Source organism: Paraburkholderia sp. GAS33 (assembly GCF_050436645.1).
GTDB classification, from domain to species: domain Bacteria; phylum Pseudomonadota; class Gammaproteobacteria; order Burkholderiales; family Burkholderiaceae; genus Paraburkholderia; species Paraburkholderia phenazinium_B.
Genome location: NZ_JBNDMP010000003.1, coordinates 365,460 through 390,556 on the forward strand (window position 1 = coordinate 365,460; position 25,097 = coordinate 390,556).

Here is a 25,097-nt window from a genome sequence, read left to right on the forward strand (position 1 = left end):
GAGAAGTAACTGAGCGGATGACCGACATGATTCACTTCGATACCAGCCTCGTGCCCACCGGCGATATTTTCATCGGCGGCGAATGGCGGCAAGGGCGTGGCAACCCGTACAAAAGCCTGTATCCGGCAGATCAGTCGGTCAACATGGAAATCTCGACGGCCAGCGCCGACGATGCGCGCGATGCGGTCGAAGCCGCGGACATTGCATGGCGCAAAGCGGATTGGGCCGGTCTGAAGCCGCATCAGCGTGCCTTGGTTCTGTACCGTATTGCCGATCTGATCATGGCGCGTCACGAAGCACTGGCGCATCTGCAGCGGCGCGATAACGGCAAGCCGATCGGCGAAACACGCGTACTGGTGGCGAGCGCTGCCAACACGTTCCGCTATTTCGCTGCGTGCCTCGAAACGCTCGATGAAGAACTGACGCCATCGCGCGGCGACTACATGACCATGAGCGTGCATGAGCCGATAGGCGTGATCGCGGCTATCACGCCGTGGAACTCGCCGATCGCATCGGATGCGCAAAAGCTTGCCCCTGCGCTTGCGGGTGGCAACGCGGTGGTGCTGAAGCCAGCTGAAGTGACGCCGCTGGTCTCGTTGGCGTTGGCGCGCGTCTGCGAAGAAGCGGGCGTACCGAAGGGCGTATTGAGCGTGTTGCCCGGTAAAGGTTCGGTGATCGGCGATGTGCTGGTGCGTCATCCGCTCGTGAAGAAAGTGTCGTTCACCGGCGGGACCGAGGTGGGGCGTGGCATCGCGCGTATCGCCGCGGACAAGCTGATGCCGGTATCGCTGGAACTGGGTGGCAAGTCGCCAACCATCGTCTTCGAAGACGCGGATATCGATCACGCGGTGAACGGCGTGCTGTACGGCATTTTCAGTTCATCAGGCGAGGCATGCATCGCGGGCTCGCGTTTGTTCGTGCATCGCCCGATCTACGACACGTTCATGAAGCGGCTGGCTGAAGGCGCACGCAGGTTGCGCGTGGGCGACCCTTCGAGCCCGGAAACACAGATGGGCCCGTTGATTACGCCAGCGCATCGCGAATCGGTGGAACGTTATGTCGCTTTGGGGCTGGAAGAAGGTGGACGTCTGTTGTGCGGTGGCGAGCGTCCCGTCGGCGACGGACGCGAACAAGGCAACTTCTATCAGCCCACGATTCTCGAAGGCCTGTCGAACAGCGCTCGCATCTGCCAGGAAGAAATCTTCGGACCGGTGCTGGTCGCCATGCCATTCGATGACGAAGCCTCGCTAATCAAGCAGGCCAACGACAGCGTGTTTGGCCTCGCTGCCGGCATCTGGACGCGCGACTACAAACGCGCCTGGCGCGTGGCCCGCGCGCTCGAAGCGGGCACCGTGTGGATCAACACCTACAAGCTGTTCTCGATCTCGACGCCGTTCTCCGGCTGGAAAGAGAGCGGGATGGGTCGCGAGAAAGGGCGTCTCGGCATTCGCGAGTACATGCAACAGAAGAGCCTGTACTGGGGCTTGAACGACGCACCTTTGGCCTGGGCCAATGCGCCCCAGACGAATTGAGAAACAAGAGGCACGACATGACGATTCTCGGCATTGAACAGATTACCTACGGTGTGACGGACCTCGAAACCTGCCGGCGTTTTTTCACCGACTGGGGTTTGAAAGAGACTGCGCACGACGAAACCCGCGCTCGCTTCGAATCACTGAACGGCTGCACGATTCTGGCCGTGGATTCTAACGATCCGTCGCTGCCGCCCGCTTTCGAAGAAGGTCCGACGCTGCGTGAGGTGACGTGGGGTGTAGCGACGCGCGCCGAACTCGACGCGTTGCGAGGCCACTTCGCAGGTCAGCCTGGACACTTCGAAAACGACGACGCGGTGGGTTGCATCGACCCGAACGGCATGGCGATTCGTGTGGAAGTCACCCGCAAGCGCGACGTCGAAACGCATGGCTCACCTTCAAACGTGTGGGGCCAGACGTTACGCGTGAATCAACCGTCGCCGATCTATGAGCGAGCTGAACCGGTGGAAGTGGGGCATGTGGTGTTCTTCACCAACAACCTTGCCGAAACGGAGAAGTTCTATCAGGAACTGCTCGGCTTCGAGATGTCGGACCGTTACCCGGGACGTGGGGCGTTTCTGCGCTGCGCGCCGCATGGCGGACACCATGACCTGTTCCTGCTGGCGTTGCCGAACGGCAAACGTGGCCTGAATCACGTGGCCTTCACCGTGCGCGATATTCACGAAGTGTTCGGCGGCGGCATGCATATCAGCCGCTGCGGCTGGGACACGCAACTAGGGCCGGGGCGCCATCCGGTGTCGTCTGCTTACTTCTGGTATTTCCAGAATCCGGCTGGCGCGCTCATCGAGTACTACGCGGATGAGGACCAACTGACGCCCGAGTGGCAACCGCGCGATTTCGAGCCGGGGCCGACCGTGTTCGCCGAATGGGCAATCGATGGCGGCATCGACGGCAACACGCGTCGTCAGAAGAATGCGAAAGCGCCGGAGGGCAAGTTCATGACGGAGCGCAAACATGACTGACGCCGCTGCATCAAGCGCACACGCGAGCCTGGAGACACCACGCACGATCGTCGTGATCGGCGGTGGCCAGGCGGCCGGATGGGTCGTGAAGACCTTGCGCAAGGAGGGTTTCGGCGGTCGCCTTGTGATGATCGCTGATGAGATCCACTTGCCGTATGAGCGTCCACCGCTGTCGAAGGCGGTGCTGGCGGGCGAAGCGGATATCGACACCGTGCGCCTAGTCAAGCCAGGCGACTTCGACGCCCTGAATATCGAAGCGTGGCAGCCGGATACGGCTACGTCGATTGATCGTGAGCAGCGCATCGTGCGTACGCTGTCGGGCCGCGAGGTGCAATACGATCGCTTGGTGATTGCCACGGGTGGGGCCGCGCGACGCTTGCCCGATGCGCTGGTGAAGACTTCCAACATCGCTTACCTGCGCACGCTCGATGAAGCGGTCGCGCTCGGCGAACGGTTGCGCGCGAGCCAGCACGTTCTGGTGATTGGCGGCGGCTGGATCGGGCTGGAAGTGGCGGCAACGGCACGCAAGCTTGGTGTGGCAGCAACGGTCGTCGAAGGCGCGCCGCGTCTGTGCGCCCGCTCGGTGCCGCCGACTATTTCCGGTTTCCTGGCTGAACTGCATCGGGCCAATGGTGTGGACGTGCGCCTCGATTCAGGCCTTGTATCGCTCGACGATCACCCCGATAACCCCCACGGCGTGCGTGCCACACTGGCCGACGGCACCACGCTTGATGCCGATTTCGCCGTCGCGGGTATCGGTCTCACGCCGCATACGGCGCTCGCGCAAGCAGCAGGCCTTGCGATTGCCGACGGTATCGTGGTCGACCATTTCGGTGCGACCTCCGACCCGCGCGTCTTTGCATGCGGCGACGTGGCGAATCATCCGAGCGCGTGGCTAAAGCGCCGCGTACGGCTCGAATCCTGGGCGAACGCGCAGAACCAGGCTATCTCCACGGCGAAAGCCCTACTCGGCACGTTCGAGCCGTATGCTGACATTCCGTGGTTCTGGTCCGATCAGTACGACGTGAACCTGCAGATCCTCGGCGACATTCCCAACGACGCGCAACTCGTCGTACGCGGCGATCTGCCAGGCAAACGCGCCACGCTCTTCTACGTGGAAAACGGTGCGATTCGCGGGGCGATTGCGATCAACACGCCGCGCGATCTGAAACTCGCGCGCAAATGGATGAACCAGGGCCGCACGGTCGACCTTGCAACTCTCACTGACGCCAGCACGGCGCTCGCGTAACTCTTTTCGGACGGCGACAACGGCATGAGAACCATCGACAACACCATGGGGGACCGCAGCAGCGCCGGTGTCTCAGGCCCTGTAACCCGGGGCTCGATCATTGCGCGTCTGGAACGCTTGCCGGGCAATGCGATGCAGGTTCGCGCGCGAATCCTGATTGGACTCGCGACGTTCTTCGACGGCTTCGATGTGATCGCCATCGCTGCTACGTTGCCGATTTTGATCCAGAAATGGGGGCTCACGCCGTGGGAGATCGGTTTTCTGATCGCGTCGGGATCGATCGGGCAACTGTTGGGCGCGTTCGTGTTTCCTTGGTACGCCGAGCGTAAGGGGCGCGTGCGCGCGATTGCGTTGAGCTCCGGGATCATCGGCGTGACGAGTATTGCGTGCGGATTCGCGCCGACGTTTGTTGCGTTCGTTGTGCTGAGGATCGTCCAGGGCCTGGGCCTGGGTGGCGAGTTGCCGGTGGCCGCGACGTATATCAACGAAATCAGCCGCGCGCATGGCCGTGGGCGCTTTGTGCTGCTGTATGAGATCGTGTTTCCGGTGGGTTTGCTGGCGTCGAATGCGTTGGGTGCGTGGATCGTGCCGCGCGTTGGCTGGCAGGCCATGTATTTCATCGGCGGCTTGCCGTTGATCCTGTTTTTCGTGCTGCGCAGACTGGTGCCGGAATCGCCGCGCTGGCTAGCTGAGCGCGAACGCATGGCCGATGCGGATGCAGCGGTGCTGGCCTTCGAACGCGCGACCAAGGGACCGCTGGCGCCGGTTGAGCATGCAGTCGAATTCGAAGCGATGGCGAGTCGGCATCCTAAGCGCCGTATCGGCGATCTGTTTGGGCCGGCTTATCTGAAGCGCACGTTGGCGGTGGCGATGCTATGGGTGACGTGCGGATTTATTCAGTACGGGCTTTCCACTTGGCTGCCCACGATCTATCGCACGGTTTATCACGCGCCGTTGCAACTGGCGCTGAACCTTGCGGTGGCGGCTTCCGTACTCGGTGTGATTGGGTCGCTGACCTGCGCATTGCTCGTCGACAAGGTGGGGCGCAAGCCGATCATCAATCTGTCGTTTGTGTTGTGTGCGATTTCGCTGGCGCTGGCCGGTGTGTTCCACGATTCGTCGGTGTATGTGGTGGCGGCGTGTTGTGCATTTGCGCTGGGCTTCCTGGCGTGCGGGTTTATCACGGCGTATGTCTATACGCCGGAGTTGTATCCCACTAGCATCCGTGCGTTTGGCTGCGGAGTTGGCGGTGCCTGGCTAAAGGTGGCGGCGATCTTCGCGCCGGCGATCGTTTCGAAGACGATGGTGGGCGGTCATCTCGACACCGCTTTTTATATTCTCGCAGCTGTACCGTTCCTCGCCGCGCTGACGGTGCACTTTCTCGGGATCGAGACCAAAGGAAAGGTGCTGGAGCAACTGGAGGCGTAGCGGCTCTTGTAGCTCGGCGCGCTAGCGTAACGGGAAGCGCGCATCGTTCCGGCAAGAAGCCGTGCGATGCGCTTTCTCGTTACAAAGCCTTCCTATAAACCACAAACCCCGACCGGTCAGCGACACGGTCATACAGCTTCATCGCCGTCTGATTCGTCTCGTGCGTTTGCCAATAAACGCGACTTGAACCTGCCGCTTTTGCCTGTTCGTAGACGGCTTCGATCAGCGCTCGCCCGACGCCTTTGCCGCGCTCGCTCTCGAGCGTGTAGAGATCCTGCAGATAGCAGATGGGTCCGGCCATCGTGGTGTGTCGATGATAGAGATAATGCACGAGACCGAGCAGCTGACCGTCGCGCTCGGCGACCATCGCATGCATGGGTTCATAACCATCGAAAAAACGCGACCACGTGAGAAGTGTTATTTCGCGGGGCAACGCTGTCTCGCCGGAACGTCCGTAGAAGGCGTTATAGGCATCCCACAGCGGCAGCCATGCCGGAAAATCGGCGTTGGTTACTGGACGGATCTGGATTGATTGAGTCATGCACAAAGCTCCTCGGCTGCGTCGTGAAACAAAGCTTCACGACCACCGTCAGCTTAAGAACTTTGCGGCACTATTGTTAGCTCCACGGTTCAGCAATAACCTGGAGCCACGCACTTGCGCTGAGGCCCGCTAACGTGAGATTTCCGGAGCTTGTGCTGCGCCCGCATGCGCCTAGGCACGTCGCACGCGAACGCACGACATGAACGGCGGAACGATCAATCGAGCGAAGAAGCCCGCGCGAACCGCGGCGTTGGTGTTAGTTCTTCCGGCTTCCTGAATGTCGCAGCGTGTCGCGCACCTTCTTGGCGACCAGCAGCGGCATGTAATCGAACACTCGAGCATCAGTCTTATAGTTGGCCAAAGTATCGGCGTAGATCTTCGAGACCGTTTCCGTGGGCGTATTGGTTTCCGCGGCGATGGCCTGTACAACTTCGTCAACGTTGGGCTGGGGCTGAGCCATTGAGGTTCTCCGGGTTTGGCAGGGGGGAAGTGCAAACGGCAGGAGTTCCATTACAGGACGAGCTTGGCCAGGATGCCAATTGAATCGTCCTATCGCGCTTTCGGATCTGGAAAGGGAGCGATCGCAAATCGCGATCGCTATGCTCAATGTGAGTGCCGATGATGAATATCTGGGAAATGCGCATGCGTGTGCGTGATTGGTGCATGCCGGTGCGGATGCACATGCGGCTCCTCGCCGTCCCATTCGAAATCGTGTTCGTGCTGATGATGTTCGTCATGACGGTGCCGGTGGTTATGCTCCAGCACCTGGTGCGTATGCGGATGGTCGTGCCGCTCGCGGATATGCAGCCAGATGCCGAGAGCCATCAATGCCGCGGCGACCCAGAATAGCAGCGGCGGCATTTCGGGCCACAGAATCAGCGAGATCGTCACGCCGAACAGCGGCGCCACTGAAAAATATGCGCCGGTGCGCGCCGTACCGAGATTGCGCAGCGCGACCACGAACAGCACCAGACTGACCCCGTAACCGGCGAACCCGGTCACCATCGCGGCCGCCATGATTCCGGCATGTGGGAGTTGAGCGCCCAGCAGCAATGCAATGACGAAATTCACCGCTCCTGCGGTCAGCCCTTTCAGACAGGCGATGACCATCGCATCGTTGGTGGAGACCTTGCGCGTGAGATTGTTGTCGATCGCCCAGCATGCGCACGCCGCGGCCACCAGCAGGGCGCCGAGCGGCACGCTTGTAGCGCCGGGATGCCATGACAAGGCCACACCGCCCGCCACGATCGCCACCATGCCCAGAAACACCTGGGCGTCGACGTTCTCGCGAAACACGATCCATGCGATCAGCGCGGTGAAAACGCCTTCCAGATTCAGCAGCAACGAACTCGTGGCTGCCGGCGTCGCGTTCAGGCCGAGCATCAACAGAGCGGGTCCCGCGACGCCGCCCGTGACGATGGCGCCGAGCAGCCACGGGACTTCGCGCAAATGGATCTGTCCTTCGTTGGCTCGCTCGTCGTTGCTCAGTCTCAGCTTGCGTACGAGGATCGTGATAGCCAGGCCAACGCCGCTGCCGAGGTAGAAGAGTCCCGCCACCATAAACGGCGACAGGGTGCCGAGCAGCGCCTTGGCAAAAGGCGTCGCCGCACCGAACAGGGCGGCGGCGAGAAGGGCGGTGAACGGTGCGTTCAAACGTGCTGACATGGTTTTTGTCGCGATGAATCGGGCAATCAGCTTAAGGTGCCGGCGGCACCGCGTCGAGTGCTAAGCAGTTCTGGCTGGTTCGGGAAACAGGCGCTCAGAAAGAAAATCGACCCAGACCCGCAGTTTGGGCGACAACTGTCTGCTCGATGGCCATAGCACCGAGAATTGTCCGGCCTGCGCGAGGTGGTCCGCCATGACCGATTGCAACGCGCCTCTTTGCAAGGCGTCGCGCGCGAGGAACTCGGGCATATAGGCGATGCCAAGCCCCAACTCTGCCGCTGCCCGGAGCGCCTCCATGTTGTTGCAGGTCAGCGCGGTCGGAAAGCGTGTGACCGTGTCTTCCGGCAGATCGCGAAAGCGCCACGGCTCCAATTTTCCCGAAGTCGGAAAACGAAACCGCAGGCAGGCATGCTGCGCCAGATCGGCCGGCACCTGCGGCACGCCGCGCCGCTGTAGATACGTCGGCGACGCGCACAGCACAAAACAGAACGGCCCCAGCCGCCTGGCCATCAGTTGCGAATCGTCGAGCGGCCCGCTGCGGATCGCGGCATCGAAACCGCCTTCGATTACATCGACCAGACGGTCGTTAAAGTCCAGTTCGAGATCGATCTCCGGATAGCACGCCGCGAACTCCGGCACGATCGGCAGCAAAAAACGGTAGCCGATGGTCGGCAGGCTCACCCGCAGACGGCCGCGCGGGGTCGCTGTGGCTTGCAGCATCATCGTTTCGGCGTCGTGCACGGCCTCGAGAATCTGACGGCAGCGCTCGTAGAAGCGCTCGCCGTCGTCCGTCAGGCTGACGCGCCGCGTGCTTCGCTGCAGGAGTCGCACGCCAAGATGCTGCTCGAGGCGCGCCACGCTTTTGCCAACCGCCGACGCAGACACACCGAGCCGCTGCGCGGCGCCGACAAAGCTCGAAGCCTCCGCGGTTCGCACGAACGCGATCATGCCGGTCAGGTTTTCCATGGCGTCATTCGAGAGTTTTTGTCCGGATTGATCCGACTTTAGCAGTATTTATCACGTTCGAGTCCGTAACTAGACTTGCCTGACCCGTTTTCCGTGTGCGTCGGAAATCGCCAGTCCTCGGTGCCCTGTCTATCCAAAGGAAGCGTCATGTCTGACTCGATCGATCACACCGCCTCGCGAGGCGCCGCCGTGCTTGCCGCGGTTTGCGTCGCGGCGGTTATCCTGCCGCTCAGTTTCTCGGCGGGCGCCATCGCGACACCGGCAATCGGCCGCGCTCTCGGTGGCGGTCCGGTAGCGCTGAACTGGATTACCAATGCGTTCATGCTCGCGTTCGGCAGTTGTCTGATGGCGGCCGGCACGCTTGCCGATCGCTTTGGCCGCCGCAGCGTGTTTCTCTGCGGGGTGAGCGTGTTCTCGCTGATGTCGATGCTCCTCGCGCTTGCTCCTGGCATCGTCTGGGTCGATCTGCTGCGGGCAGCGCAAGGGGTGGGCGCCGCCGCTGCGCTGGCGGGCGGCTCGGCGGCGCTCGCGCAGGAGTTCGACGGCCACGCCCGGACCCGCGCGTTCAGTCTGCTCGGCACCACCTTCGGCGTCGGCCTTGCGTTCGGACCGGTGCTGGCCGGCGGCCTGATCGAACTGTTCGGCTGGCGCGCGGTGTTTGTTTCGACCGCGCTGCTCGGCGCGATGTCGCTGCTGCTCGCGGCACCCGGCATGCCGGAGACGCGCGATCCGCACGCGTCCGGCGTGGACTGGCCAGGCATGGCGAGCTTTACGGCGGCGCTCGGGCTGTTCACGGTCGCGATTCTGGAGGCGCCGGATATCGGCTGGGGCCATCCGGCAGTCGGTTCGCTGTTCGCGGCCGCAGCCGGGTCGCTCGTGGCATTCGTGCTGATCGAGCGGCATACCGTCCGGCCGATGCTCGACCTCTCGTTGTTCCGCTATCGCCGTTTCGTGGGCGTGCAGTTGCTGCCGATCGCGACTTGCTACTGCTTCGTGGTGCTGCTGGTGATCTTGCCGATCCGCTTTGTCGGCATCGAAGGATACGCGCCACTTAATGCCGGCTTGATGATGATTGCGCTTTCGGCGCCGATGCTGGTCATGCCCGCAGTCGCCGTGCGCCTGACCCGGCACGCATCGCCGGGGCTGATCTCCAGCCTGGGTCTGCTGATTGCAGCAGCGGGACTGGTTTGGCTCGGCGGCGTACCGGTAGGCGCGGAACCCGCTGCGCTGCTGGTGCCAATGGGTGTGATCGGCATTGGTACGGGGTTGCCATGGGGATTGATGGACGGTTTGTCAGTCAGCGTGGTGCCGAAGGAGCGTGCCGGCATGGCAACCGGCATCTTCAGCACGATGCGTGTGGCCGGCGAAGGACTTGCTCTGGCGATGGTCAGCGCGGCGCTGGCTGGCATCGTGGCGGCGCGCCTTACGCCGGTTGTTGCCGCGTTGGCGCCCCCTGCACCTGGCCACAAGTTAATGGCCGCTGGTAGCGGTGCGCCGCGCATGGCGATTGATCTCGCAGCCCAACGGCTTGCAACCGGTGACCTAAGCGGCGCGTCGGCGCTATTGCCTGGGGTCTCACTAGCGATGCTCCGTCAGCACTATGCAGATGCGTTTCATCTGTTGACGTATGGGTTAGCTGCCATCACGGTATTGGCGGCGCTGGCGACATTGCGCTACCTCGGCCTGGGCGATCGGCAGGGGGCGTCGGTCGCGACCACCGCGGCCACTGCAACCACCGTTACCTGCGACGACGCGCGCTGATTCACCACGGTCGTTCAATCCGCGACGTGCACGCCATCCCAACGCCGCGCTAGCCCCAGCATTATCGGCATCAACACCGCCCATCCTGCCCCGAGCGCGGCGAACGCAAGCATCGGGTCGGGAAAGCGCACCGCGCCCAGCGCTGCGCCGGCACGAAACGACAGCGGTCCGGCCAGCGCGCCCAACAGGGCAGCCAGCAGTGGGCGATGTTTCAGCCAGCCGAACACGACGTTGAACTGGACCGCGAACAGAGCCCATAGCGCGAGGAGCCACCACGGCGCGGTGCCGGGAATCAGCACGCCGTTCGGATAGACGAGTAGCCCCGTCGCGACGAGGACACTTTCCCAGACCGCCCCGATCAGCACGGCTGCAGCCACCAGCTTGAGTTCCTGCGCAGGCGCGGGCACCTGGCTGGCGTGCCAGACGACCGTGGCCATCACGAACAGCACGCCAATCCACGCCAGCCCGTGCGCCGCGCTCATCACGCAGACCATCCAGCCGGCCTGACAGACGATGAAATACAGCCACGCCTTTGGCGCGCCAGCGCGCGGAGTTCTGGCGCCGGCGTTAGCGTTGGCGGCCCGGTGAAGATCTCCAGATGACATGCGATGGCACCGTCCACGTGGTCTCATATCTCTGCTTACGTGGCAGGGTGCCGGTTGGATTCAGACGGGAGCGAGCGGTAAGCGCATCCAGCGGAGCGCGTCGAACGTAATACCTATATCGCCACGACACCCCGAGGTCATCATGCGCCGCTTTGCCTGCGCTGCCACCGCCGTTTTTCTGCTGTTCATGCTGAACGGCTGTTCCGGCGAGCCGCCCAATCCCAACCCGCGCGCCAGTGTGCCGCTTCAGACCGTGCCGGTCGATCTGCCGCGCTATATGGGCCGCTGGTACATCATCGCCAACATTCCCTATTTTGCCGAGCGTAACTTCGTGGGCGCCTATGCGGAATGGAAGTTGCGGCCCGACGGGAAGATCGACGATTCGTACCTCGCGCACAAAGGCAGCTTCGACGCCCCGCTCAAGCACTACCAGTTCCTCGATACGCCGGTGCCTGGTAGCGGCGGCGGTGAATGGAGCGTTCAGGTGTTCTGGCCGGTGCGATTCAAGCAGCTCACGTTGTATGTCGACCCCGACTACCGTTACACGATTCTCGGTTATCCGGGCAAGAACCTCGGCTGGATCTTTTCGCGCGACCCGGACATGAGCGACGAGACCTATCACGCCATGCTTGCCAAGCTCGACGAGATGGGCTACGACACTTCGCGTTTCAGGCGTGTGCCGCAGCGGCCCGAGCAGATTGGTATGCCGGGCTTTGGGTCGCCCGGTGACAAGAACTAGCACTGCCTTCATGGATGCGGTGTGTCGGGCCACGGAGTCGCATCCACTGGGCATTTGTCTGCGTATAAATCTGCATTGCCAATGAATGAGGATGTCATGCCGCCTGTCTTCGCCGCCGTGATTGCATTGATCGGGCTTGTGCTGGTGTTTTCCGCCGTCTGGGCGTGGCAGCTGAAGTCGGAAAACGCGGGCATGGTCGATCCGGTCTGGGCGTATTCGCTCGGCGCAGTCGCGGTTTTGTATGCCGTGCTGGGTAAGGGTGATTCGTCGACCCGCGCGCTCGCGGCGCTCGGCGGCCTCGTGTGGGGTGTGCGGCTCGGCACACACCTATGGCGCCGCAACTTCGGGCAGCCGGAAGATGCACGTTACCGGCGCTTTCGCGAGGAATGGGGCGATGCCGCGCCGCGCCGGATGTTCTGGTTTTTCCAGTTGCAGGTCGTGATCTCGATGTTGCTTTCCCTGGCGTTTCTGGTGCCCGCTTACCGCTCGAGCGAACCGTCGACCGTCTGGCTCGTTCTGGCCGCGGCGGTGTGGATCGCTTCGGTTGTGGGGGAGGCGATCGCGGACCGGCAACTTCAGCGTTTCAAGAGCGATTCATCGAGCCACGGCAAGGTGTGCCGCGTCGGACTGTGGAATTACTCGCGACATCCGAACTACTTTTTCGAATGCGTGCACTGGGTGTCGTACATCCTGCTGTCGATCGGCTCACCGTGGATTTGGCTAACGCTGTTGCCGCCGATTCTTATGGCGTGGCTGTTACTCAAGCTGTCCGGGATTCCCTTGCTTGAAGCGAGTCTCGCTAAAACCCGCACCGGTTACGCGGAGTACATGCGCACGACCAATGCGCTGATCCCATGGCCGCCGCGGCGCTCGCCGCGGGACTAACTGCGTGACGGAGTCGATGACACCACAACAAGACCTACGAGTCGCCGTTCGCGTCGACGTCGTGACCGCAAAAGGAGCCAGCCGATATGAGCCTCTCGACCCTTGACCCCACCCTGCCGCAGCCGCCAGCTTCGGCTCCCGCAGCCCCCGATGACGGCTGGCTGATCCGTTGCTGCGAGCGCCGCTGGCTGCCCGATCCGCTGATCCGCCTTGGCATGCGTCAACTGATGGGCCAACGTCTGCGCGACGAAGCCATCAACGACGGCGAGTTGCGGGCACGCCGACTCAACCGTCTGCTCGATGACCTGCGGACGAGTCCAATCGCCATCGAAACCCAGGCCGCCAACACGCAGCACTACGAAGTACCCGCGTCGTTCTTTCACGCGCATCTCGGCCCGCATCTGAAGTACTCTTGCTGTCTCTATCCAGAGGGTAAGGAGACGCTCGCGCAGGCCGAAACCGCAATGCTCGAACTCTATGCAACCCGCGCCGAACTGACCGATGGTCAGCGTGTGCTCGATCTGGGCTGCGGATGGGGTTCCCTGTCGCTGTGGCTCGCGGCGCGTTACCCGAATTCGCAGATCGTCGCGCTCTCGAACTCGCTCGGCCAGCGTCTGTTCATTGAAAGCCGCGCGGCGGAACGCGGCCTGACGAACCTCAAGGTCATCACGGGCAATATCGTTGACTTCGAGTTTTCCGAAGCGCAACTGGCGGGCGGTTTCGATCGCGTATTGTCGATCGAAATGTTCGAGCACATGAAGAATTACGGACTGCTACTCGCCAAGATTGCGCGCTGGATGCGCGACTCCGCGAAACTGTTCGTGCATATTTTCGTGCACCGCACGCTTGCCTACCATTTCCAGGTAGAGGATGGCAGTGACTGGATGTCGAAATACTTCTTCACTGGCGGCACGATGCCATCGGAGAATCTGCTGCTCAATTTCCAGGACGATCTGCGCGTGGAGCGGCAATGGTGGGTAAGCGGCACGCATTATGAGCGCACTGCAAACCACTGGCTGACCGCGCTCGATGCCGCGAAAGACCGTGTGATGCCCATGCTCGTCGATACCTACGGCGCGCGCGATGCCGCTATCTGGCTGCAGCGCTGGCGCATGTTCTACATGGCTGTAGCGGAGCTGTTTGGCTATGCGAACGGCAACGAGTGGGGCGTCGGGCACTATCGCTTCGAAAAGCGCTGAGCAGCGGTAGGCACTAGCGACGAAGTGGGCGAGGCGTTGTCTAAACTTCCTGCGCCTGCGCAAATTCAATCACCGTCTGCGCGAAACGCACCGCCGCCGGATTGCCGGCATCGCGGTGCGTGACCAGATGCAACGGCGCCGTGATGGCCGCGTCGCTATCAATCGGGCAATACACCACGCTCTCCTGCTGGTAGCGCTGCATCGACGCGGGCACCAGCGTCACGCCCGTACCGGCTGCTACGAGATTGATCGCGCTCAGCATGCGCGGCACCTCGCTGGCGACGCGCGGCGTGAAGCCCGCCGCTTCGCAGGCGTCGATGAAATCCGAATACATGCCGCGCGCACCGGGTCGGCGTACAAAAATAAACGGTTGATCAGCCAGCGAACCGAGTGCGACGGGACGCATCCGGCCCGACTTGGCGCGTCCTTGCAGCAGGCGATGTCCTAACGGCAGCACCAGCACCATGCTTTCTTCGAGCAGCAGATCGAAGCGCAACTCGTCGGGCGTGTCGCTCGGTTTGCGGAGGATGGCCGCGTCGATGCGGCCGCTCACCATCCGCTCGATAATTTCCGCCGCGTTGATTTCGTTGAGATCGATGGCGATGTCCGGACAGGCGTCACGGAACGCGCGAATCGCAGCCGGTGCCAGCGGGTGAAATGCCGATGAACTGGTCAGGGCGATCCGCACCGAACCAATCCTGCCGTCCGCGATGCCTTTGCCTTTGACGACAGCCTGATCCAGCGCCTGCAGCAGGGCGCGCGCATCGTCGGCGAAGGACGCACCCGCCGAGGTCAGCTCGACGCCGCGTGCTACCCGCGTGAACAGCGGAAAGCCGATTTCACTTTCGAGCGCCTGAATCTGCTGCGACAGCGGCGGTTGCTGGATATGCAGTTTCGCGGCGGCACGAGTGAATTGCCGCTCGTCGGCCACCGCCAGGAAGTAACGCAGATGCCGCAATTCCATCGCAATGCCTCGTATATGTGAAACGTATGGCAGGGGTATTTGATTGGTATTTTACATTTACCGCGATACTCCGTACGCTTGAGGCATAAGCGCAACGACATTGCACGGACCAGAGTAAGCACCAAAGAGCCAACTCTGGTCGACACATATACGTCTCAGGAGACCCATGGACTCGATGCTTTCCGGCGCGGCGACCCCCGCCCGACCAGCCGCCGTACCGGCTGCCGCGCAGGTGCGGCGTGCCGTGATCGCCTCGGTGATCGGCAACGGTCTCGAGTGGTTCGATTTTCTGATCTACGGTTATTTCGCCAAGACCATCGCGCATGTGTTCTTTCCGGTGGGCAACGTGCTGCTGTCCACGGTGCTGACGCTGGCGACCTTTGCGATCGGCTTCATCGTGAGGCCGATTGGCGGCATCGTGTTGGGCGCGTACGCGGACCGGGTGGGGCGGCGCCGCACCTTATCGCTGCTGATTCTGCTGATGGCTGCCAGCACGCTGCTGATGGGCCTGACACCGGGTTACAGCAGCATCGGCATTGCTGCGCCGTTGCTGGTGCTGCTATCGCGCGTGCTGCAAGGTCTGTCGGTGGGCGGCGAGTTCGCCACCGCAGCGGCGATGTTGTCGGAATACGCGCCGCGCGGCAAAAAGATGTTTTACGGCAGCTTCCAGATGACGTCGCAGGCGTTTGCGTTGCTGCTGTCGTCGGCGTGCGGCTATCTGCTGACGACGCATCTCGACCGCGCGTCGCTGGAAACGTGGGGTTGGCGCGTGCCGTTTCTGCTCGGCGCGCTGATCGGGCCGATCGGCTTTTACATTCGGCACAAGGTGGCCGAGTCACCCGAGTTCGTCGAGATGCGCGAGCGGCTCGGCCATGCACCGCGTCAGTCGATCCGCCAGTTTCTGCGCGAGCGTAGCGATGCATGTATGTGTGCGATGGGCGTGATCATCGTCGGCGCGGCGACCAACTATCTGTGGCACTCGTTTTTGCCGCTATATGTCGAGCGCCAACTGCATTTGCCGTTGAAGAACGCGTTGCTGGGTACCGCCGTGTCTGGTCTGATCAGCATCATTGCATATCCGCTGGCAGGCAAACTCGCGGACCGCGTCGGCGCATGGCGAGTGTTTTTCCCGGTGGTGGTGCTCTGGGCCTTGATCGCGTATCCGCTGTTCGCGTGGGTGGTCGCGCAGCCGACGCCAGAGCGCCTCTTCACCGCGCAGATGATTGCCACACTGGTGTTGAGCATCATGTCGGGCCCGCATCCGGGGATGTTGACGCAGCTTTTTCCGACCTCGACGCGTTCTACCGGGGTGGCGCTGTCGTACAACATTGCGGTCACGCTGTTCGGCGGCCTCGCGCCGTTGATCGTGACGACACTCATCAGCTTCACTGGCTCGAACCTGGTGCCGGCTTACTTCCTGATTTTTGCGGCGATCGTCTCGCTGTTGATGGTGGGCTTGAGCCGGTCCGGAAGACACCTGTGGCGCGATCCCGATGCCGTTCCGCAAGAATAATTTTATTCCTTCATTTTGATTCGAACATGACGTCTTCAGGTCCCGGCGAACGGGTACGACCGCGCAATGAATACCCAGTGCGCGAGGTGGCCGGCGCACGCTTGCGTGTTACGACGGCGCGTGGCTCCGGCACGATGCCGGTTTATCGCTCGGCAGACGAGGCGTCGGACGCGCGAGTGAGTCGCGTCGTCATCGTGCTACATGGCCGGTTGCGTGACGCCGATGCGTATCTTTTGTCCGCACAACGGGCCTTGGCTGCGGCTGACGTGGATGCTAGCGACACGTTGCTGATCGTGCCGCAGTTTCTGGCGAGCGCCGACATCGTCGCTCATCATCTCGATCAGGAAACGCTGCACTGGGACTGGACCGGCTGGATGGGTGGCGATGACGCACTCGGCCCTGTGCCGATCAGTTCGTTCGATGTGCTTGATAGTCTCGTCGAAGAGGTAGCGGATCGCTCGCGATTTGCCTCGCTGCGGGAGGTGGTGATTGCGGGGCATTCGGGCGGTGCACAGGTGGCGCATCGTTATGCGGTGGTGGGACGCGCGGCGGCGCTGCTTGAAGAGCAGGGCGTTCATTGCCGCTATGTGATTGCGAATCCGTCTTCGTACGTGTATTTCGACAAGCTTCGGCCGGATGGTGACGGCGGATTCGGTCCTGCTGACGAGAGCGCTTGCGCCGGGGTCGATACGTGGAAGTACGGCATTCATCAGCCTCCGCGTTACGCGAGCGGCGATGCGTCGTTTGATGCGCTTGAGCAACGTTACGCTCGTAGCGATGTGATCTATCTGCTCGGCGAGAGCGACTGCGATCCGCAGCATCAGGCGCTCGATCGTTCGTGCGCGGCAAATGCACAAGGGCCGCATCGGCTGGCGCGTGGACTGGCTTACTTTGATTACTTGTGCCGTCGGCATCCGCAGCTTGCGCATCGATGCTGGCAGGTGCCGGGGGTCGGGCATAACGGGCAACGGATGTTCAACTCGGCTGAGGGGTTGCTGGCGTTGTTCGATGCGAAGGCGCGGGCGGATGGGATGGGGGAGGGGCAAGGGCCTTCGACCGAGGATGGTGCGGCCGAGTGAGCGCGTTGCGGTGTGGCTTGGTACGCTGCAATCCGTACTGTGTGTTAGCGCACGCCGCTACCTCCGATGCGAATCTACCGGCTCGTCCAGCCATTCCCGTAACGCGTCTCGCACCTCCTCGATAACTGGATCCCACTGCCCTAACTGGCGTTGACGGAATAGGCGCATGGATGGATACCAAGGGCTATCCGTGCGGTCGGCGAGCCACCGCCACTCAGAATAGCCGGGCAGAAGCACCCATACGGGCAGGCCTGCGGCGCCGGCAAGATGCGCAACGGACGAATCTACAGTGATAACCAGATCCAATGTCTCGAGTATGGCGAGCGTGTCGGTAAAGTCGTCAATCATTGGCCCCAAGGTGTGTACGTCGAAGTTGTCGGCCAACGATTTGCGTTCCGCCTCAGCGTCGTCCTTTTGGACAGAGAACCACGTTATTGAGGGTAATTCAAACAATGGCCCCAGCGCGTGCAGCCGAATAGACCGGCAGCGATCATTGGCCGTGTTAGGACTACCTTTCCAGACGAAGCCGACGCGTCTGGATTTCGCATTTTCCTGGCGCGGAGCGGTCGACTCGACGTATGCGCGCCAATGTTCGCGTCGCTCATGTGTTGTCGTGAGATACGGCATTGCAAGCGGGAGCATTGATACCTCCAACTCCATGTATGCCGGTATCCTCATCATATAAGACCAGTATGCATACGAGCCGCCTGGTACGGCGGGATAGGAATAGACGGTTCGCACGCCTCCCATGCCAGCAGCAATTCCGGCTAGTGGTGGATCGACGAGTACATCGACCGTCGCACCTTGTTGGTGTAGCCATTTCGCGAATCTAAGGAACTGGATCTGGTCGCCATATCCTTGGTGGAGTACGTACAAAAATTCGCAACCCAGTAGCGGTTCGCCGTTCCACTCAGGAAAATCCGGACGGAACAATTGGCTGCTTATCGACGGATACGTATAGAAAATTTTATGTCGCTTCCAGCCTTCTTTGAAATCACCAAGGGCAAGCTGTACGCATGAGAGGAAGTACTGCACACACGTTCCCGCGTTATCAGGCCAAAGGCGAGCCGCTTCCATGGCATACGGAAGACATTCTCTGGGCAGTCCGCACATCCACAACACCCTGGCCGCGTTGTAGTGCAAAAAGTGGTTGCCAGGGTCAATGGATAACCCCTGTTTGGCGAGTCTGAATCCATCGGCATAACGGTCGTTCTGGTTCAGTGCGCTGGAAAGAAGTGTGAGGGCTTCGACATCGTTCCAGTAACGGCTGCTCAACTGTTTGACTGCACCTTCAATTTCGCCTTCGAGGCCCGTTTTGATCAGGGCGGAGATTCGCTCCAGTTCGTTTTGCAGGCTCGCGTCACTGGAGACGGAAGCGGGCCCGTGTGATCCATGCCGCCGACACACGGACATACTTCGCGTGCGACCTGTCCCGCTGATGATGTGTTGAAAACGAACCTGTCCGGTTTTCGGCGAATCTTCCCTCATCTTTACGTCTCTCTCAGTTTTTTGGTAAGTCGTTATAAGGAAAGCTAACATTCAAAAATGCGTGTGAGCGTTCGCAATAAAAGAGTAAGCGCTTGGAAACCGGGGAGCTAGCAGACGCCGCTGCTTTGTGTGAAAGGTAATTTACCGGCAACGTCAGGAAAGGCGGCGCGCCACTCGCGATTTGCGGCAGGCGGTTGAAGAGAGCCTCACAACGGTCTGGCTCGCGAGTCTGGCCGGGAGCCCAAAAGAATGAAATGCACTACGACGGTCTCGACATCGAATGCGGCACGGCGTCATACTCTGAAACTGCCTGCTCCCTCCATGTCCTGTTAGCTCGGTTTCCCCAACCCGCCCATGACCACACCCATCCCCTTCGTACCCGACCGCTTCAAGAACAACGCCGCTCACTACCTGAGCGGCCGCCCTGCCTACTCACCGCGCCTGATCCGCCGCGTGGCCGAAGCCTGCAAGCTCGACGGCACGCAACGCCTGCTCGACCTCGGCTGCGGACCGGGGCAACTCTCGCTGGCATTTTCATCATGGGTGGACTCGGGCGTGGCGCTCGACCCTGAACCCGAGATGCTACGCATCGCCTCAGGACTCGGACTCGGCGTTGCCCCAAACATCGAATACCGGTTGGGCAGTTCCTACGATCTTTCGCCAGAGTGGGGCCGTTTTCAGATTGCCGTCATCGGCCGCGCTTTTCACTGGATGGACCGGCCCGATACGCTCGCGCGTCTGGACAAGCTGATCGACCCATCGGGCGCCGTGGTGCTCTTCGGCACCTCGCACGCGAACGACGCGTCGACGCCATGGCTCGCCTCGTACCGCGCGTTGCTCGACGAATACGCGCAAACCGATCCGGCGCGCGAGCAGCGCAAATCCGATAGCTGGGAGAGTCACGAATCCGTCTTGTTCAAGTCGGCGTTTGCTTCGCTCGAACGCGTGTCGTTCATCGAGAAGCGGCGCGTCGCGCTAGAGTCGCTGATCGCGCGAGCGTTGTCGATGTCGAGCCTGTCATCAGAGCGCCTCGGTGCGCGGCTCGACGAACTGGTGACGCGTTTGCGATCTCTGCTTGAACCGCACGCCGCGGAGGGCTGGCTTGATGAGCGAGTGGAATCGATCGCGCTGATTGCGCGTCGTTAAGTTGGCGTAGAGGAGGGAAGGATGCACCAGCGCGCCATCGAAGCGCTAGCGCATCCGCAAACCGTGGTCTAGCCGCCCGAGGGCGACGTGTGGCCCAGTACGCCTGCCACGATCAAGATCGCGACCATTGCGACGGCTTCGACGGCCAGCAGCCGGTCGAAGCTGCGCCGCGCATTGCGATAGGCTTGTCCATCACCGGTCACCGTGTGTTGCAAGCGTGGTAGATGGATCATCCGGTTATAGGCACCGAGCAATACCGCCAACGTGACGAGTATCAGCTTGAGAGTCAGCACGCGTCCGTACACCACGTCGAGCAACGGCGTAGTCAGATGCGCCGTGTCCTGCGTAGCGTTATAGATGCCGGTCACGATCACAACTGCGAGCGCGCCGGTTGCCAGATGCGACAGGTACGTGCAGAACTTCACACGGTTGCCGGGCGCGACATCCGCCGCCGCTGTCGCCGCTTCGGCGCCCCTACACCACAACAGCGGCGCCGCGACAATCACACTACCTGCCCACAACGCAGTCGCCGCGAGATGCAGCACATGCACGGCTTCGCGCAGGGTGAAATCGCCTGCGTCCGCGGCGTGACTGGCCGCAGCTTTCCCCGCCACATAGACGACCATACCCGCCGCCGTTAGCCACCACGCCGCATGGCTATGACGCGCGCCGCCGAAACATGCGAGCACCACGCCGGCAAAACCCACCGACCACGCAATCCCGAAGTGCGACTGCGTCAGCACCGCGCCCACCACGGGACCAGCCTCACGCAACGGCGTACCGCTCATCACGGCAGCCTCCAGCCACAGGTACAGCACGCAGGCGAGCGAGAGTGCGCAGAGTGCAGCCAACCGCGAGCGTCCCAGCCCGGTAGCAGACGCCATGGCGCGGGTGTCATCCACCCGCGCCAGCATCGCACTGCATACGAGCGCCCCGACCGCCACCGCGAACAGCACGTCTTGCGCAGCTTCGACGACGATCTGTACGACGACGAGCGGATCCACCGTTACTTCACCGTGAAGGTGTAGTGGCCCTGCGTACGGTGGCCATCTTCCGCGACCGCCACCCACGCGACCGTGTAGTCACCCGGCGTGAGCGGGTTCAGCGCGACCGACATATGCTTCTTGTTCGCCGGATCGACCACGGCCTTCGCGCTTGTCACGGGCTTGCCCTGCGCATCGGTCACGGTGATCGCGCTGAAGGCCGGCTCGAGGCCATCGTCGAAGTCGATCGCCACGTCCTTTTGCGAGGTGGTCACGGTGGACCCGGCGGACGGCGCCTGGTGAGTCGGGTATGCATGAGCGTGCGCGAACTGTGCGACCGTCAGCGTCAGCGCGGCAACGAGGCCGCGCGCCAGAGATGAGTTCAGGAGAGTGTTTTTCATTTAGTTGAAGAGCGGCTTGCCAAGAGAGTTAGGGAAGATGTCGTCGAAGTACAGGTGCGCATCGAACAGCACGCCCACGTGATTGCCGGTCAGGTGATTGACCGGAATCTGCGCTTCGATGCCGAACTGGCCGTAGCGGTTAAGCCAGAGAAAGCCCGGGTTGATGGTGCCGGTGGTTTGACCGGCACAAGCGCCCGCCGTACAAGTGCTCATCGGCGCTTCGACGACGAGCACCATGTTCTTGAAAGGCTGCGGAATGCCGAGATCCTTCACCTGGCTTTGCAGATACGGAATGCTGTATTGCAGCGTGAAGCCCCAGCCGAATGAATTCGGCCCGTTGGCGGACGACGCCGTGGTGAGGTTCGGTCCGAGTTCGCCGGTGATCGCGAACGGCCGCAGATAGCTGAGCGAGGTGGGCAGATCGCCGAAGCCCTTGCCGAAGTAAAAGTCCGGCGTGAACGTCGAAAACGAGTTCCCAACCGACCTGGAGCCCGTGCCACCGATCTCCGCCTCGAGCCCGATCGACGCCATGAATTCATGCCGCGCGTTCGCGTAGAGCAGATATTTCGCGCCTATGGTCACGTTGTCCCAGCCCTTCGTCGAGCCGCCGTTCGGGTCGTTCTGGCTGACGTAATCGCTCGAAACGCTGAAGGCCAGGTTCTTCGTGATCAGCTTGTCCCATTCATACGAGACCGTATTGACGTTCATGTTGTCACCGTTGTCGTCCGGACTCTTGATGTGACCGAACTGGGTGTCGAATTCATCCCCGACGCCGGGGTCGTCCACGGTCAGCGTGGCGGGAAAGACGCGGTCACCCACTACCGCGTGAGCAGAAGCCGCCGGCGAACCGGCGAGGCAGGTGGCGCCCGCAGCCGCCATCAAAGCGGCGCGTGCCGGCGCCGCGTGTCGTTTGAAAAACGTACGCATGATCTAATTCTTCTCCTAATTGTCTTGATGCTGCGCCGCGTGGTTGTGCGGCGACATCCCGCGACTGCTTGCGCAGCGCGGATGCGGTTCAGGTACAGAACACGTCAGGAGAGAACGGGAGGTGCGCGCGGCTGGGCCGCGGTATAAAAGAGGGGGACGTGGACGGCGTCGCGCGTGACCGGAACCGATGCGCGCGCAACCGATAGTTCGGCCTCGAACACCGTAGCCGTGCCGGGCAGCACCGGCACGTGGGCCAGCATGCCGCAATACGCACAGGCCTGCCAATGCCAGGTAGGCGAAGGCGACGACTTGTCCGTCTTCTCGACCTGGCTGTTATCCGGGTCCGCCGAGCAGTAAGTGGCCAGCGCCTGGCCAAGTCTGTCGTGTGCCGCGAGCGCCTGCGAAACTGTCGGCGCAAGCGTGCTCATCAGGATTGCAAGCAATCCCAACAAACTGCCGATTTTCTGAAGGCGGAGGCGAAGCATGCTGTGCGTCGAGCATGAGAAGGGGCGATGATTGGCGCAGATTATGCCATGCAGGCGGCCGCGAACCTATGTGTAAACCACATGCCCGGCATCTTTACTCTGCGCATATTGGCAGCTGGCGGCAATGCGTCGCACGCGAGATGTGTGGCTGCCGCACGCCTGATGCAATTTCGTAGGAAGATTGCGATTTTCACCACGGTTCGTCTGATTCGGGAAGCGGCACAGCGCCGTTGAAACGAGCAGAAATCTGCCTATAAGGGCATTCTGGGAATAAATCGCCGCGCGGCGACGTTAGCACTATTAGCTGCGATGACGTTGCATTCAGGCGTCGGCGCTTTTGCCCGGTTCACGGCCATTTTAAATTTCAAAAAGCTTTCGCATAAGCGTACCTTTCGGACGGAATTACCGATGAGCACTCAGGCAAACTCTCCGCTAACCGACGCCAGCAGCGTGCAGGCGGTCTCTCACTACACCCGCACGGCAATGGTCCTGCACTGGATCATCGCGATCCTGATTATCTGCAATGTGGTGTTGGGGTTGAGCGCCGATTCGCTGCCCGACGACTGGGTGCGTCCGGTGGTCGACACGCATAAGTCGATCGGCATTACCGTGCTCGGCCTCGTGCTGCTGCGCATTCTGTGGCGCGTCTCGCACAAGCCGCCGGCGTTGCCGGCCGCGTTTCCCGCATGGGAGCGGATCGCCGCCCATGTCGCGCACTTTCTGCTTTACCTGTTGATGATCGGCCTGCCGCTGTCTGGCTGGCTGCACGACTCGGCATGGAAGGACGCCGCGACGCATCCGATGCGTCTGTTCAACCTGTTTCCGTGGCCGCGCATCGGCTACGTGATGAACCTCGATCCGACGCTCAAGGAAACGCTGCACGACCGCTTTGGCGCGCTGCATACGTGGCTCGGCTACGCGCTTTACGCGCTGCTGGCGATGCACGTAGGCGGTGCGCTCAAGCATGAGTGGATCGATCGCAAGTCCGTGCTAAAGCGCATGATCCCTTGAGGAACGCGTCTTCGCCTAACGACTCTGAGCCACAAGCTCAACCATTCAACCACGCAGTACCGACAGATTCAGCCGCTATTTTGAAGAGAACTCTGGAACAAGCTTTGGCGCTCGCGTCGCCTCGTATCGTGCCTCGCCCGGCCACGTTGTTGAGCACGGTGATCCATCTCAGTGTCGTGGCGCTGTGGCTGCTGCTGTTCGCGCGGGCGTTTTTTCTGCAAGGTGTGGTGGCATGGTCGACGGGGATTGCATACGTTGTCTACGACACCCTTCTGCTCGTATTCGTCGCAGTCAAGACGCTACCGCTCATGCGGCCGTTGGCACCGCTCGATCCGGCTTCGGATCGACGCAGTTTGCCCAGCATGGGCGTGATCGTCGCCTCGCATAACGAGGCAGCGGTGCTGCCGATCACGCTGGCTGCGTTGCTGCAGCAAACGCACGGCCCGGAGCAGATCGTGATTGCCGACGACGGCTCGACCGACGATACCGCCGCGCTCCTGACCGGACGCTTTGGCCTGACGGCGGCGCCGGATGGCCACCTGAGCGCGCCGAGCTCGCTGCATCCGAACCTGTACTGGCTGCGCGTGCCGCACGGCGGCAAGGCGCGGGCGCTGAACGCCGCCATCACGGAGATGACCACCGACACGGTCATGACCGTCGACGCCGACACGCTGCTCGACGACGACGCCACTTACGCCATGCGGGCGGCCTTCGCGAGCGAACCGAAGCTGGTGGCGGCAGCGGGCATCCTCGTGCCGGTCTGCGGCAAGTCCTTTTCAGGCCGCGTATTCCAGTGGTTCCAGACCTACGAGTACATGCGCAACTTCATTGCCCGCTTTGCGTGGATGCGTGCCGACAGCCTCCTGCTGATCTCCGGCGCGTTTGCCTCGTTCAAGCGCGAGGCGCTCGTCGAGGTCGGCGGCTTCGACCCGCAATGTCTGGTGGAGGACTACGAACTGATCCACCGGTTGCGTCGCTATTCGGTCGATCACGGGCTCGGCTGGGATGTGCGCGTGGTCGGCGATGCACAAGGGCGAACCGACGCGCCCGGAACGCTCGGCAGTTTCCTGCGGCAGCGGCGCCGCTGGTTTGCAGGCTTCCTGCAGACGCAGTACTGGAATCGCGATATGACGGGCAACCCGCGCTACGGCACCCTCGGCATGCTGATGCTGCCGGTCAAGGCGATTGACACGATGCAGCCCATCTACGGGTTGACGGCCTTCGTGTTGCTGCTCGCTTTCCTCGTCGGCGGCCATGGGACGCTGGTGCTGTCGATTTTTGGCGTGATCGGCGCGAAAATCGCCATCGACCTGGCTTTCTACGTCTGGTCCATCCATCTGTACCGCCGCTGGACGGGTCAGCGCGTCGGCTCTAGCGTGGGATTGGCGCTGGTCGCCGCAATAGTCGAGCCCTTCACATTCCAGTTGCTCCGCCACACTGGCGCCCTGCTGGGATGGCTGCATTTTTTACGTGGTGGCCGCGTCTGGGGCGTGCAGCGACGCTCAGGACTGGTCGCACCCGACGAAAGTTGACGGCAGGCGGGAAAC

General features: G+C 61.9%; 24 protein-coding genes. 13 read left to right on the forward strand and 11 right to left on the reverse strand.

Translation table 11 applies throughout. The features are described from left to right. The first annotated feature begins 26 nt into the window (after positions 1-26). The 4 genes from P3T24_RS11875 to P3T24_RS11890 are packed head-to-tail and all read left to right on the forward strand — an operon-like array spanning position 27 to position 5,192. Entirely contained in the window at positions 27-1,532 is a 1,506-nt protein-coding gene (locus tag P3T24_RS11875; RefSeq protein ID WP_429434725.1) for an aldehyde dehydrogenase, read from the forward strand. 17 nt (positions 1,533-1,549) lie between these two features. Beyond that, on the forward strand, positions 1,550-2,515 hold the full coding sequence (locus tag P3T24_RS11880; protein WP_429287387.1) for a VOC family protein: 966 nt from the start codon (positions 1,550-1,552) through the stop codon (positions 2,513-2,515). After that, positions 2,508-3,764 (forward strand): NAD(P)/FAD-dependent oxidoreductase, encoded by a 1,257-nt coding sequence (locus P3T24_RS11885; protein WP_429434727.1) that lies wholly within the window; start codon positions 2,508-2,510, stop codon positions 3,762-3,764. Before P3T24_RS11880 ends, P3T24_RS11885 begins: the two co-directional genes overlap by 8 nt. A 24-nt stretch (positions 3,765-3,788) precedes the next feature. After that, positions 3,789-5,192: an MFS transporter gene (locus P3T24_RS11890; protein ID WP_429434730.1), complete on the forward strand. Its 1,404-nt coding sequence runs from the start codon at positions 3,789-3,791 to the stop codon at positions 5,190-5,192. A 79-nt stretch (positions 5,193-5,271) separates the two neighbouring features. Here P3T24_RS11890 and P3T24_RS11895 read toward each other — a convergent pair whose 3' ends face one another. The 4 genes from P3T24_RS11895 to P3T24_RS11910 all read right to left on the reverse strand — a co-directional run bounded on the left by P3T24_RS11895 (position 5,272) and on the right by P3T24_RS11910 (position 8,364). Next, positions 5,272-5,733 (reverse strand): N-acetyltransferase family protein, encoded by a 462-nt coding sequence (locus P3T24_RS11895; RefSeq protein ID WP_429434732.1) that lies wholly within the window; start codon positions 5,731-5,733, stop codon positions 5,272-5,274. 256 nt (positions 5,734-5,989) lie between these two features. Continuing rightward, on the reverse strand, positions 5,990-6,193 hold the full coding sequence (locus P3T24_RS11900; protein WP_074266963.1) for a DUF3562 domain-containing protein: 204 nt from the start codon (positions 6,191-6,193) through the stop codon (positions 5,990-5,992). Between the two features lie 143 nt (positions 6,194-6,336). After that, complete coding sequence (locus tag P3T24_RS11905) at positions 6,337-7,398, reverse strand: DMT family transporter (RefSeq protein ID WP_429434734.1); 1,062 nt, start codon at positions 7,396-7,398, stop codon at positions 6,337-6,339. Positions 7,399-7,458: 60 nt separating this feature from the next. After that, positions 7,459-8,364, reverse strand: coding sequence for a LysR family transcriptional regulator (locus tag P3T24_RS11910; protein ID WP_429434737.1), 906 nt, complete (start codon positions 8,362-8,364; stop codon positions 7,459-7,461). Positions 8,365-8,511: 147 nt separating this feature from the next. Between P3T24_RS11910 and P3T24_RS11915 the strand changes: the two genes are divergently transcribed. Next, positions 8,512-10,125, forward strand: a complete 1,614-nt coding sequence (locus P3T24_RS11915; RefSeq protein ID WP_429434740.1) for an MFS transporter — start codon at positions 8,512-8,514, stop codon at positions 10,123-10,125. Between the two features lie 14 nt (positions 10,126-10,139). Here the strand turns inward: P3T24_RS11915 and P3T24_RS11920 are convergent, their stop codons facing one another. Continuing rightward, entirely contained in the window at positions 10,140-10,730 is a 591-nt protein-coding gene (locus tag P3T24_RS11920; protein ID WP_429434742.1) for a DUF2878 domain-containing protein, read from the reverse strand. Between the two features lie 142 nt (positions 10,731-10,872). Here P3T24_RS11920 and P3T24_RS11925 point away from each other — a divergent pair, with 142 nt between their 5' ends. From P3T24_RS11925 to P3T24_RS11935, 3 genes are all read left to right on the forward strand, one after another. Next, positions 10,873-11,469: a lipocalin family protein gene (locus tag P3T24_RS11925; RefSeq protein ID WP_429434744.1), complete on the forward strand. Its 597-nt coding sequence runs from the start codon at positions 10,873-10,875 to the stop codon at positions 11,467-11,469. A 96-nt stretch (positions 11,470-11,565) separates the two neighbouring features. Further along, positions 11,566-12,354, forward strand: a complete 789-nt coding sequence (locus P3T24_RS11930) for a DUF1295 domain-containing protein (protein ID WP_429434747.1) — start codon at positions 11,566-11,568, stop codon at positions 12,352-12,354. 86 nt (positions 12,355-12,440) lie between these two features. After that, complete coding sequence (locus tag P3T24_RS11935) at positions 12,441-13,553, forward strand: SAM-dependent methyltransferase (protein WP_429434748.1); 1,113 nt, start codon at positions 12,441-12,443, stop codon at positions 13,551-13,553. Positions 13,554-13,593: 40 nt separating this feature from the next. On the opposite strand, the gene P3T24_RS11940 is transcribed toward P3T24_RS11935, so the two are convergent. Then, complete coding sequence (locus P3T24_RS11940) at positions 13,594-14,517, reverse strand: LysR family transcriptional regulator (protein WP_429434750.1); 924 nt, start codon at positions 14,515-14,517, stop codon at positions 13,594-13,596. Positions 14,518-14,692: 175 nt separating this feature from the next. On the opposite strand from P3T24_RS11940, the gene P3T24_RS11945 reads away from it, so the two are divergent. Beyond that, positions 14,693-16,030 carry an MFS transporter gene (locus P3T24_RS11945; protein ID WP_429287459.1) on the forward strand — a complete coding sequence of 446 codons (1,338 nt, stop codon included), beginning with the start codon at positions 14,693-14,695 and terminating at the stop codon, positions 16,028-16,030. A gap of 26 nt (positions 16,031-16,056) precedes the next feature. Next, positions 16,057-17,109 carry a hypothetical protein gene (locus tag P3T24_RS11950; protein ID WP_429434752.1) on the forward strand — a complete coding sequence of 351 codons (1,053 nt, stop codon included), beginning with the start codon at positions 16,057-16,059 and terminating at the stop codon, positions 17,107-17,109. Positions 17,110-17,166: 57 nt separating this feature from the next. Here P3T24_RS11950 and P3T24_RS11955 read toward each other — a convergent pair whose 3' ends face one another. Beyond that, positions 17,167-18,597 carry a hypothetical protein gene (locus P3T24_RS11955; RefSeq protein ID WP_429434755.1) on the reverse strand — a complete coding sequence of 477 codons (1,431 nt, stop codon included), beginning with the start codon at positions 18,595-18,597 and terminating at the stop codon, positions 17,167-17,169. Positions 18,598-18,951: 354 nt separating this feature from the next. On the opposite strand from P3T24_RS11955, the gene P3T24_RS11960 reads away from it, so the two are divergent. After that, positions 18,952-19,743 (forward strand): class I SAM-dependent methyltransferase, encoded by a 792-nt coding sequence (locus P3T24_RS11960; RefSeq protein WP_429434758.1) that lies wholly within the window; start codon positions 18,952-18,954, stop codon positions 19,741-19,743. 68 nt (positions 19,744-19,811) lie between these two features. Here P3T24_RS11960 and P3T24_RS11965 read toward each other — a convergent pair whose 3' ends face one another. The 4 genes from P3T24_RS11965 to P3T24_RS11980 all read right to left on the reverse strand — a co-directional run bounded on the left by P3T24_RS11965 (position 19,812) and on the right by P3T24_RS11980 (position 22,539). Continuing rightward, a complete protein-coding gene (locus tag P3T24_RS11965) occupies positions 19,812-20,747 on the reverse strand; it encodes a copper resistance D family protein (RefSeq protein WP_429434760.1) in 936 nt (311 codons plus the stop codon). A 2-nt stretch (positions 20,748-20,749) separates the two neighbouring features. Continuing rightward, positions 20,750-21,127 carry a copper resistance CopC family protein gene (locus P3T24_RS11970; protein ID WP_429434762.1) on the reverse strand — a complete coding sequence of 126 codons (378 nt, stop codon included), beginning with the start codon at positions 21,125-21,127 and terminating at the stop codon, positions 20,750-20,752. Further along, a complete protein-coding gene (locus P3T24_RS11975; protein WP_429287375.1) occupies positions 21,128-22,054 on the reverse strand; it encodes a hypothetical protein in 927 nt (308 codons plus the stop codon). Positions 22,055-22,158: 104 nt separating this feature from the next. Continuing rightward, positions 22,159-22,539, reverse strand: coding sequence for a DUF2946 domain-containing protein (locus P3T24_RS11980; RefSeq protein ID WP_429434765.1), 381 nt, complete (start codon positions 22,537-22,539; stop codon positions 22,159-22,161). Positions 22,540-22,947: 408 nt separating this feature from the next. On the opposite strand from P3T24_RS11980, the gene P3T24_RS11985 reads away from it, so the two are divergent. Together P3T24_RS11985 and P3T24_RS11990 are read left to right on the forward strand one after the other, a co-directional pair. Next, complete coding sequence (locus tag P3T24_RS11985) at positions 22,948-23,550, forward strand: cytochrome b (RefSeq protein WP_429434767.1); 603 nt, start codon at positions 22,948-22,950, stop codon at positions 23,548-23,550. Between the two features lie 80 nt (positions 23,551-23,630). Then, entirely contained in the window at positions 23,631-25,082 is a 1,452-nt protein-coding gene (locus tag P3T24_RS11990; RefSeq protein WP_429434770.1) for a glycosyltransferase family 2 protein, read from the forward strand. Positions 25,083-25,097: the final 15 nt, after the last annotated feature.